The sequence below is a fragment of the Streptomyces hydrogenans genome (assembly GCF_014656075.1).
Lineage (GTDB): Bacteria > Actinomycetota > Actinomycetes > Streptomycetales > Streptomycetaceae > Streptomyces > Streptomyces hydrogenans.
Map to the genome: position 1 here is coordinate 19731 of NZ_BNBS01000111.1, position 7440 is coordinate 27170.

General features: G+C 71.7%; 10 protein-coding genes and 1 riboswitch. Of the genes, 3 read left to right on the forward strand and 7 right to left on the reverse strand.

Annotated features, from left to right (window positions below; genetic code table 11):
- Positions 1 to 23 precede the first annotated feature (23 nt).
- From IE321_RS32390 to dhaK, 7 genes are all read right to left on the reverse strand, one after another.
- Complete coding sequence (locus IE321_RS32390) at positions 24 to 866, reverse strand: ATP-binding cassette domain-containing protein (protein ID WP_190225519.1); 843 nt, start codon at positions 864 to 866, stop codon at positions 24 to 26.
- Positions 863 to 1612: a cobalt ECF transporter T component CbiQ gene (cbiQ, locus tag IE321_RS32395; protein ID WP_190225520.1), complete on the reverse strand. Its 750-nt coding sequence runs from the start codon at positions 1610 to 1612 to the stop codon at positions 863 to 865. The genes IE321_RS32390 and cbiQ overlap by 4 nt, the downstream gene beginning before the upstream one ends.
- A gap of 6 nt (positions 1613 to 1618) precedes the next feature.
- Positions 1619 to 2071: an energy-coupling factor ABC transporter substrate-binding protein gene (locus tag IE321_RS32400; RefSeq protein ID WP_190225521.1), complete on the reverse strand. Its 453-nt coding sequence runs from the start codon at positions 2069 to 2071 to the stop codon at positions 1619 to 1621.
- Positions 2071 to 2769 (reverse strand): energy-coupling factor ABC transporter permease, encoded by a 699-nt coding sequence (locus tag IE321_RS32405; RefSeq protein WP_190225522.1) that lies wholly within the window; start codon positions 2767 to 2769, stop codon positions 2071 to 2073. Before IE321_RS32405 ends, IE321_RS32400 begins: the two co-directional genes overlap by 1 nt.
- Positions 2770 to 2798: 29 nt before the next feature.
- Positions 2799 to 2992: riboswitch (cobalamin riboswitch) on the reverse strand.
- A gap of 124 nt (positions 2993 to 3116) precedes the next feature.
- A complete protein-coding gene (locus IE321_RS32410; protein WP_190225523.1) occupies positions 3117 to 3530 on the reverse strand; it encodes a PTS-dependent dihydroxyacetone kinase phosphotransferase subunit DhaM in 414 nt (137 codons plus the stop codon).
- Positions 3527 to 4138 carry a dihydroxyacetone kinase subunit DhaL gene (gene dhaL, locus IE321_RS32415; protein ID WP_190225524.1) on the reverse strand — a complete coding sequence of 204 codons (612 nt, stop codon included), beginning with the start codon at positions 4136 to 4138 and terminating at the stop codon, positions 3527 to 3529. The genes IE321_RS32410 and dhaL overlap by 4 nt, the downstream gene beginning before the upstream one ends.
- 7 nt (positions 4139 to 4145) lie before the next feature.
- Positions 4146 to 5138 carry a dihydroxyacetone kinase subunit DhaK gene (dhaK, locus tag IE321_RS32420; protein ID WP_190225525.1) on the reverse strand — a complete coding sequence of 331 codons (993 nt, stop codon included), beginning with the start codon at positions 5136 to 5138 and terminating at the stop codon, positions 4146 to 4148.
- A gap of 134 nt (positions 5139 to 5272) precedes the next feature.
- On the opposite strand from dhaK, the gene IE321_RS32425 reads away from it, so the two are divergent.
- From IE321_RS32425 to IE321_RS32435, 3 genes are all read left to right on the forward strand, one after another.
- Positions 5273 to 5653 carry a hypothetical protein gene (locus tag IE321_RS32425; protein ID WP_190225528.1) on the forward strand — a complete coding sequence of 127 codons (381 nt, stop codon included), beginning with the start codon at positions 5273 to 5275 and terminating at the stop codon, positions 5651 to 5653.
- Positions 5654 to 5869: 216 nt separating this feature from the next.
- The gene (locus IE321_RS32430; RefSeq protein ID WP_190225526.1) at positions 5870 to 6094 is read left to right on the forward strand and encodes a hypothetical protein; all 225 of its coding nucleotides are present in this window, start codon (positions 5870 to 5872) and stop codon (positions 6092 to 6094) included.
- Positions 6095 to 6157: 63 nt separating this feature from the next.
- Positions 6158 to 7381, forward strand: a complete 1224-nt coding sequence (locus IE321_RS32435) for an ABC-three component system protein (RefSeq protein WP_190225527.1) — start codon at positions 6158 to 6160, stop codon at positions 7379 to 7381.
- Positions 7382 to 7440: the final 59 nt, after the last annotated feature.

Consider the following 7440-nt stretch of genomic DNA (forward strand, 5'->3'; position numbering starts at 1 on the left):
ACGCCCCGGTCCGAAGCCGCGTCCTAGCCGACCCGGTCCAGCAGCGCGTCCAGGTCCTCCGCCGTCCGCGGACCCGGTGCGTCCTCCGGGAGCAGGCCCTGCGCGCGGAGGAGCCGCCCGACCGAGACCGCCCACGGGCGCCGCAGCCGGGCCGCGTCGAGCAGCGCCTCGTCGGCGAGGAGTTCGGCGACCGGGCCGGTGCGCAGCCCGGCGGGGGAGAGGACGGCGGCCTCGTCGGCCCAGCGCAGCGCCAGGTCCACGTCGTGCGTGGCCATGACCACCGTCGTGCCCGCGGCCCGCAGCCCGTCCAGGGTCTCCAGGAGTCGTTCCTGGCCGTGCGGATCGAGGCCCGCCGTCGGCTCGTCCATGATCAGGATCCGGGGGCGCATGGCCACCGCGCCCGCGATCGCGGCCCGCTTGCGCTGGCCGTAGGACAGCAGGTGGGTCGGCCGGTCCGCGAGCGCCGTGATGTCGAGCGCCGCCAGCGCCTGCGTCACCCGGAGCCGTACCTCGTCCTCCGGCAGGCCCAGGTTCATCGGCCCGAAGGACACGTCCTGCGCCACCGAGGCGGCGAACAGCTGGTCGTCCGGGTCCTGCACCACCAGCTGCACCGAGGTCCGCAGCCGGGTGAGCCCCTTCCGGTCGTACGTCACCTCCGCGCCGTCCAGGAGCAGCTTGCCGGAGGCGCACCGCAGCCCGCCGCTCAGCAGCCGCAGCAGCGTCGTCTTCCCGCCGCCGTTGCGTCCGAGCAGCGCGACCGCCCGTCCCTCCCGCACGGCGAACCCGACGTCCGTGAGGACGGCGGGCCCGTCCTCGTAGGCGAAACCCGCGCCGACCAGTTCCACGACCGGGGTGGGGGACGTCATGGCAGCAGCCTTTCCAGTACGAGGGTGAGGGCGACGAGCCCCGCGAGGAGGCCGCCCGTCGCGGCGAGGAACGGGCGGGAGACCGGCGCCTCGGGCAGCAGGACCCGCAGGGTGCCGTCGTAACCGCGCCCGGCGAGCCCGGTCTGGAGCCGCTGCGCCCGGTCGAAGGCCCGGACGAACGAGGTCGCGCCGAGGCCTGCCATGGAGCGCCACACCGCGGCCCGGGTCGTCGCCCCGAGCCGGGCCGCCTGCGCCTGCCGCACCTTGCTCTGCGCGTCCAGGAGCAGGAAGACGATCCGGTACATCACCAGGGCCACGTCCACCACCGGCGCCGGCACCCCGGCCCGCACCAACCGGGGCAGCACGTCCGACAACGGTGTGGTGAAGGCGAACAGCAGCACGCCCAGCGAGGCCGAGGCGGTCCGCAGCAGCAGTTCCCCGGCGTGGACCGGACCGTCCGGGGCCCAGGCCACGGGGCCGCCGGAGCCGCCCACCGCGAAGAGCAGCGGTACGGCCCCGGTGACGCAGAAGCCCAGCGGGATCCGGAAGGCTCGCCACAGCTGCCGGCCCGGCACGCCGGCCGGACCGAGCAGCACGGCGAGCGTGGCCGCCGCGACCAGGAGCGCCCCCGGCCACGGCGGCAGGCAGACCGCGCTCAGCGTCAGGCCGAAGCCGAGCGCGGCCTTCTCCACCGGATGGCGGCGGCGCCAGCGGCTGCTGTGCGCCGCCGCGTCGATCGGCAGCATCGGCGGCTACGCACCCTTGTCCGGGGTCGCGGTCGCCTCGGCGGTCGCGGTCGCGGTCGCAGCCGAAGTCGCGGTCGCAGCCGCGGTCGTATGCACGTCCGCGTCGGCGGTCGCGTCCGCTCCCGAGGCGGTCGCGCCGCTCCCGGCGCGGGCCGCCGCCCGCTGCTCGCCCTGCCGTCGGCCGCGCCGCAGCCCGAAGTAGTAGGCGAGGACACCGGCGCCGAGCGCCGCCTGGAGCGAGAACAGCGCCGACTCGATCTCGCCGGACGGCGGCTCGTACAGCGGCGAGAACCACGGCTCGTAGTCCGGCCGGATCTCGGTGATCGCCGTCTCGGCCTCCCCGTCGGCGCCGGTGAACGGCTCCTCCTTGTGGTCGCCGAGGCCGAGCGCCAGCGGCAGCACGGCCAGCGCGGCCACCAGCAGGAGCAGCAGACCGTTGATCTTCGCGTTCCGGCTCATCACGCCGCCGCCTCCTCGCGCCGCTCGGCCGCCTGCGGCCGGGCGAGCACGCCCAGCCGCAGCAGCTCACCCTTGCTGGACTGCGTGAGCAGCCGCATGACCAGGACCGTCAGCAGGCCCTCGCTGACCGCGAGCGGGATCTGCGTCACCGCGAAGATCCCGCCGAACTTGGCGAGCGAGCCCGCCACCCCGCTGCCCGGGTCGGGGAAGGCGAGGGCCAGCTGGACGCTGGTCACGCAGTAGGTGGAGAGGTCGGCGACGAACGCGCCGAAGAAGACCCCCACCATCAGCGGCGCGCCGAACCTCCGGAACAGCAGGTACGTGCCGTACCCCGCCCAGGGGCCGACGATCGCCATCGAGAAGGCGTTCGCGCCGAGCGTCGTCAGCCCGCCGTGGGCGAGGAGCAGCGCCTGGAACAGCAGTGTGATCGTGCCGAGCACCGCCATGATCGGCGGCCGGAAGAGGATGGCGCCCAGCCCCGTGCCCGTCGGGTGGGAGCAACTTCCCGTGACGGACGGCAGTTTGAGGGCGGACAGGACGAACGTGAAGGCGCCGGAGGCACCGAGCAGCAGAGTGGATTCGGGGTTGGCGCGCACCTCGCGGGTGAGCGCGCGGACGCCGTGGACGACGAACGGCGCCGATGCGACGCCCCAGGCGGCCGCATGGACGGGGGGCAGATACCCCTCGGCTATATGCATGATCGGGAGACCCTCTCCAGCACCTCGTGGATGGACAACGCGCCCTGGCCGGTCTCCTGGCTGACGGTAGTGACGTCCGACTCCGCCTTCCCACCCCGCGACGGTCTCCCGCGGCGGAGCAGTGGCTTCCCCGAAGGGACGGAGCCTGACCTCCCGATCACAGTGGCGAGGGCCGCACCGGTACTGCACCGGTTTCCCGAACACCAAGGCCCTGTGACATTAGTGGGTTGACCTGCTTCATCACAATGCGGGGTCGGTCACTCGCGCTCCGGAGCGCCGACGCCCCCGGAGGGGCGCCGACGGACGTCCGCGCGGGGCGGGGCGGGTCGGACACCGCGGCGGGAGGGTCAGACCTTGCGGTAGCCGTACGCCTCCGAGGCCGCGGCCGCGACCGCGTCGAGGTCGCCGCCGGCGCTCGCCGTCACCAGCGCGGCCACCGCGCCCTCCACGAAGGGGGCGTCCACGAGCCGGGCGCCCGCCGGGAGTTCGTCGCCCTCCGCGAGCAGGGCCTTCACGGTCAGGACCGCACTGCCCAGGTCCACGAGCAGCGCCACTCCGGCGCCCTCGTCGACCACCCGTGCCGCCGCGGTGATCAGCTCGGAGCTCGTACCGAGACCGCCGTCGCGGGTGCCGCCGAGCTCGGCGAGCGGCGCCAGGCCGCCCTCGTCCGCGAGCTCGCGGGCCAGGTCGGCGACGGCGCCGGCGACGGCCGCGCTGTGCGAGACCAGCACGATCCCCACCTTGCCCGGGCCGCCGCTCATTCGGCCGCCACCTCCTCCAGGGCGGCGAACAGCAGCGCCGAGGACGTCGCCCCGGGGTCCTGGTGCCCGACCGACCGCTCGCCGAGATAGCTGGCACGGCCCTTGCGCGCCCGGAGCGGCACGGTCGCCAGCGCACCCGCCTCCGCCGCGGCCCGCCCGGCGGCGAACGACTCGCGCAGCGCCTCCACCGCGGGCGTCAGCGCGTCCAGCATCGTCTTGTCGCCCGGCACCGCCCCACCGAGCTGCCCGACCGCCGCGACCCCGGCGGCCAGCGCGTCCGCCAGCCCGGCCCGCGTGACCTCCCCGGTCTCGCCGAGGGACTTGCCGGCCCGCCGCAGCAGCGTTCCGTACAGCGGTCCGGAGGCGCCGCCCACCGTCGAGATCAGCACCCGTCCGGAGGTCACCAGGACCGCGCCCGGCGTCGCGGGCGGCTCCTTCGCGAGGGTCTCGGACACCGCGGCGAACCCGCGCCGCAGATTGGCCCCGTGGTCCGCGTCGCCGATCGCCGAGTCCAGCTCGGTGAGCCGGTCGGCCTCCCGCGCGACCGCGGCCGCCACCGTCCCCATCCAGCGGACCGCGAAGGCGGCGCCGTACGTCGTCCCCGTCATCGCCCGCTCACCGGCCCCAGCGCAGCGCGGGGGTGGCCACCGGCGCGTCCCACAGGCGCAGCAGCTCCTCGTCCGCCGCGCACACGGTCACCGAGCAGCCCGCCATGTCGAGCGAGGTCACGTAGTTCCCGACCAGCGTCCGCGCCACCGGCACCCGCCGGGCGTCCAACACCTTCCGCACCTCCGCGTTGAACCCGTACAGCTCCAGGAGCGGCGTCCCGCCCATCCCGTTCACCAGCAGCAGCACCGGATCCGACGGCCGCAGGTCGTCCAGGACGGCGTCGACGGCGACCTCGGCGATCTCCCCCGCGGTCATCATCCCGCGCCGCTCGCGCCCCGGCTCGCCGTGGATCCCCACCCCCAACTCCAGCTCCCCGGGCGGCAGATCGAAGGTCGGGCTGCCCTTCGCGGGCGTGGAGCAGGCGCTCAGCGCCACCCCGAACGACCGCGACCGCGCGACCACCCGCCGCGCCAGTGCCTCCACCCGCTCCAGCGGCGCGCCCTCCTCGGCCGCCGCCCCGGCCAGCTTCTCCACGAAGAGAGTGGCCCCGGTCCCGCGCCGCCCCGCCGTGTACAGGCTGTCCGTCACGGCCACGTCGTCGTCCACGAGCACCCGGGCGACCTGGATGCCCTCGTCCTCGGCGAGCTCGGCCGCCATCTCGAAGTTCAGCACGTCACCCGTGTAGTTCTTCACCACGAACAGCACCCCCGCCCCGCTGTCCACGGCGGCCGCGGCCCGCACCATCTGATCGGGCACGGGCGACGTGAACACCTCCCCGGGGCACGCCCCGTCCAGCATCCCCGGCCCCACGAACCCCGCGTGCAGCGGCTCGTGCCCCGACCCGCCCCCCGAGACCAGCGCCACCTTCCCCGCCACCGGCGCGTCCCGCCGCACCACCACCCTCCGCTCCACGTCCACGGTCAACTCGGGATGAGCGGCGGCGATCCCCCGCAGCCCGTCGGCTACGACGGTCTCGGGCACGTTGATCAGCATCCTCATTGGTATCTCCTGATGAGACTAACAGGCAAGCTGCTGGGCAGGGTCTTTGCAGGTCAGAGCATGTGGAGCGAAATGTTGATCTTGACGGTCTCTGGCGCCGGGCGGCGGTTCTGGGCGGTACTGATGCTGACTCAATGCTGACTTTCCTGATGGCGCATCAGGTTCCGGTCGCGCGCAACGATCTTTGCGAATGCGCATCATGGTGTAATTATCGACGCGAGGTCGCGGTGGCGCACCGGTGCGCCACCGGTCGGACCCAGGCGATTTCGACCACGGAACCTGCGATGGCGATTCAGCGACATGCCTGCCTCATTCGCCCAGCCGTCCTCTATCTTCTCGGCGCCGCGTCCGGCGCGTTTGCCGATGCCCTGAACGCGGCGCGCGGCGATGCGGTGACCCACCACCCTCCTGGTTCTCCTCACGCCAGAGCGGTCGCAACCCGATACGACAAACGCGGCTACGTCTACCTCGGCACCGTCACCGCAGCAGCCCTCGCCATCTGGCTCCGCACATGATCGACCGGACAAGTCCTAGCGGGCGGGCAATCCGAAGAAGATCGTCCACCTTGCCAAGGCGGCAGGCGACCGTCCGCTGTTGGTGAGTTCCCTGCGCGAGGTGCCATGGTGGGTGCGCCATGCCGGCGCTGCGGGCAGCGCTGCGCCGTTCCTCCCTCATCCTCTCTGGCCACCCCGGGTCTTGTTCCGTCCGCGCCGACCGCCGCTGCGGAGCGGGTGCGGGAGCAGGTCGCGGAGACGAACCGGTACCGTCAGGGCGCGAACCTCCCCGTGGTCGCCGGGCTGCTGCCCGCACTGCTGGGCGACCTCAACACCACGATTCTCGGTTCGGGCCAGGCCAAGCTGCACTCCATCGGTTGCCACCGCCGGGCCATCAGCTACGAGCTCGCCGGCGGCTTCGCGGCGTTCGCAGTGGAACGGAGCCGCCTGCTTTACGCATAGCCATGTGCGGGCGATCACCATCGTGGAATGATCGCTGCGTCGGTCTGACGAAGAGGGTGGGCGATGACAGACACCGGTGAGCAGTATGAGGCGTCGGCTTCGGCGCTCGGGTACCTCTTCCAGTTCGCCAAGGCTCTGCATATCTGCATCGAGCAATGGATGAGCGGCGACATGGACTGGAGTGTTGCGGTCGAGGCAGCCGACGACATTGAAATTCACCAGGGCCCGGATACGCGCCTGATTCAGCTCAAACAGCGCGCTGAAGGTGTTCGCATGACCGACCTGGCCGAGGATCTTTGGAAGACCCTCCGCATCTGGGCGGAAGCCGCCAAGGCCGACCGGATCGCGCTCGCCGAGACCAAACTGTTCCTTCTGACGACGGCCGAGATCCCTGCAAACAGCGCAGCGTTCTGCCTTCAACCCCGAGGCAGCCAGTACCGCGATGAAGAGCGTGCGCTGCATCTGCTCCGTGAAGCCCGCAAGGCCTCGAAGGCGACGAAGGGCTCTCTGCCGAAGTGCTTCGAGGCCTTCGACAACCTGGACCGGGGCGACAGACCACTGCAACGCTCCCTGATGTCCCGCATCGAGATTCTCAGCGGCACCCCGAACATCACTGAGGTCCGTACTGCGCTGCAGGGTCTTGCCGCCTTCGCCGTCGGGCACGATGCGGCGAAGTCCTTCCTTGTCCGGCTGGAGGGCTGGTTCTACAACCGGGTGATCGAGCAGATGCAGACGCAAGGCGGGAGCCCGGTCACCGGCATCGAGTTCGATGAGATGCTCTCCGACCTTCAACGGCAGTTCCGCTACGACAACCTGCCGATCGACTCCGACATCTCTGACATGGCTTCAGACCCCTCCCAGGCAGCCGACCAGCAGTTTGTTCGTCAGTTGGGCCTTATCGGTGTCGGCGCTGACCGGATCGGTCTAGCCGTGCGGGACTACGTCCGGGCTTTCGCTCAGCGATCCCGCTGGTCTACCGAGAATCTGCTGCGTGCCGGCGAACTCGGCAAATACGAGCGCAAACTTGTTGAGGAGTGGCAGTCCCGCTTCGCCGAGATGGCGGAAGAACTCGGCCCCGAGGCCACCGAGGACGAGAAGAAGAAGGAAGCCAGGCTCATCTACCGCTGGGTCGACCGCGAGGCCCGCTTCCCCATCCGCTCAGGGTGCGACGAGACCTTCGTGACCAAAGGCTCGTACCACATGCTCGCCGACGAACTCAAAGTCGGATGGCACCCGGACTTTTCCGCACGCCTCATAGCGCTCCTTGAGCCGGCCCGGGCCCGCTGATGGAACTAACTGATCATTTCAGAATGAGTTTGATTCGGGGGCTTGGCAGTTGGGCTGGT

What these genes read in the sequence shown, in the direction of transcription:
- dhaK (WP_190225525.1), bottom strand. Translation starts at nt 5,138, where the DNA reads ATGAGGATGCTGATCAACGTGCCCGAGACCGTCGTAGCCGACGGGCTG.
- IE321_RS32405 (WP_190225522.1), bottom strand. Translation starts at nt 2,769, where the DNA reads ATGCATATAGCCGAGGGGTATCTGCCCCCCGTCCATGCGGCCGCCTGG.
- IE321_RS32425 (WP_190225528.1), top strand. Translation starts at nt 5,273, where the DNA reads ATGCTGACTTTCCTGATGGCGCATCAGGTTCCGGTCGCGCGCAACGAT.
- dhaL (WP_190225524.1), bottom strand. Translation starts at nt 4,138, where the DNA reads ATGACGGGGACGACGTACGGCGCCGCCTTCGCGGTCCGCTGGATGGGG.
- IE321_RS32435 (WP_190225527.1), top strand. Translation starts at nt 6,158, where the DNA reads ATGACAGACACCGGTGAGCAGTATGAGGCGTCGGCTTCGGCGCTCGGG.
- cbiQ (WP_190225520.1), bottom strand. Translation starts at nt 1,612, where the DNA reads ATGCTGCCGATCGACGCGGCGGCGCACAGCAGCCGCTGGCGCCGCCGC.
- IE321_RS32410 (WP_190225523.1), bottom strand. Translation starts at nt 3,530, where the DNA reads ATGAGCGGCGGCCCGGGCAAGGTGGGGATCGTGCTGGTCTCGCACAGC.
- IE321_RS32400 (WP_190225521.1), bottom strand. Translation starts at nt 2,071, where the DNA reads ATGAGCCGGAACGCGAAGATCAACGGTCTGCTGCTCCTGCTGGTGGCC.
- IE321_RS32390 (WP_190225519.1), bottom strand. Translation starts at nt 866, where the DNA reads ATGACGTCCCCCACCCCGGTCGTGGAACTGGTCGGCGCGGGTTTCGCC.